Source organism: Elusimicrobiota bacterium, assembly GCA_040757695.1.
Lineage (GTDB): Bacteria > Elusimicrobiota > UBA8919 > UBA8919 > UBA8919 > JBFLWK01.
Genome location: JBFLWK010000235.1, coordinates 1 through 1,284, shown reverse-complemented (window position 1 = coordinate 1,284; position 1,284 = coordinate 1). Strand labels below are relative to the sequence as shown.

Sequence of the window (1,284 nt, the reverse complement as noted above, 5' to 3'; positions counted from 1 at the left end):
TCCCCATTTTTTTGTTTTTAATAAATCGCATTTATTATAGACCGTAATTATTGGTATTTTTTCTGCCCCGATTTCTTTCAACACATTTATTACTATTTTTGCCTTTTCGTTATAATTCTCGTCTGTAATATCAATTAAATGAACTATTAAATTGGATTCTACTATTTCTTCCAGTGTTGATTTAAAAGCGGCAACTAATTGGTGTGGCAATTTTTTTATGAATCCAACTGTATCGGTGAATAAAACCGATTTGCCATCTGGCAGTTTAACCTTTCGTGTTGTTGCGTCAAGTGTTGCAAAAAGTTTATCGTCAGCATACACTGAATTTTTTTTTGTAAGATAGTTCAAGAGTGTAGATTTTCCAACATTTGTATAGCCAACAAGTGATACCACAGGCACGGGAACATCCTGCCGTTTTGCTCTACGAAGTTCTCTGTAAGATTTAATTTTCTCAATTTCCTTTTTAAGATATGAAATCTTATCTCGGATTTGGCGTCTGTCAACTTCCAATTTTTTTTCACCAAACCCTGCCCGAACACCGATATTTCCAACCTGTTGTGCTAAAAATTTTTCCCGTTGTGTTAGCCGTGGCAGTTGATAATAATTTCGGGCGAGTTCTACTTGCAGTTTTGCTTCCTGTGTGTGTGCCCGCTGAGCAAAAATATCAAGTATCAGTTGTGTTCTATCAATAATTTTTGCTGGAATATTCTGTTCTAAATTTCGTTGCTGAGTAGGATTTAATTCATTATCAAAAATTACTGTGCTGACAGAGTTTTCTTCACAGGTTCTTTTTATTTCCTCAACCTTACCACAGCCTACAAAAAACCTGGGGTTTGGTTTTTTAATTCTTTGGATTATTGTATCTATCGGGCTGAAACCAGCAGTATCGGATAATTGCTTTAATTCGTTTAACGATTCAGCAACTTCGGATATTTTTTCGCTAAAATTTGTGCCAACCAGTAATGCAGTTTTTTTTGTTTTCACAAAACCAAGTTAGGATTACCAAAGGCAAGCAACTACAAAAAAACGGTATATTGTAGTTTCACGCCCTTGGCGTGATATTATTTAAATGTCGCCGAATACCCCGCAGCTTGCTGCGGGGATGAAGGCGACCGACAAATTTTGCCAAATTTTGTATAATAATATGTGGAGCTAAAACGAGCAAGTCACGCTGTATATGAACTCAAATATCATTTTGTCTGGATACCGAAGTATAGACGAGTAGTACTTGACGACAAAATAGCAGAACGACTTAAAGAAATATTTCAAGGAATAGCCGAACGC

2 protein-coding genes are annotated in these 1,284 nt (G+C 36.1%); one reads left to right on the top strand and one right to left on the bottom strand.

The annotated features are described in order from the left end of the window. A partial coding sequence (hflX, locus tag AB1349_14425) for a GTPase HflX (GenBank protein MEW6558521.1) occupies positions 1 to 984 on the bottom strand: 984 nt, incomplete at its 3' end. Between the two features lie 162 nt (positions 985 to 1,146). Between hflX and AB1349_14420 the strand changes: the two genes are divergently transcribed. Next, positions 1,147 to 1,284 (top strand): transposase (locus AB1349_14420; GenBank protein ID MEW6558520.1); only part of this gene is annotated, 138 nt, incomplete at its 3' end.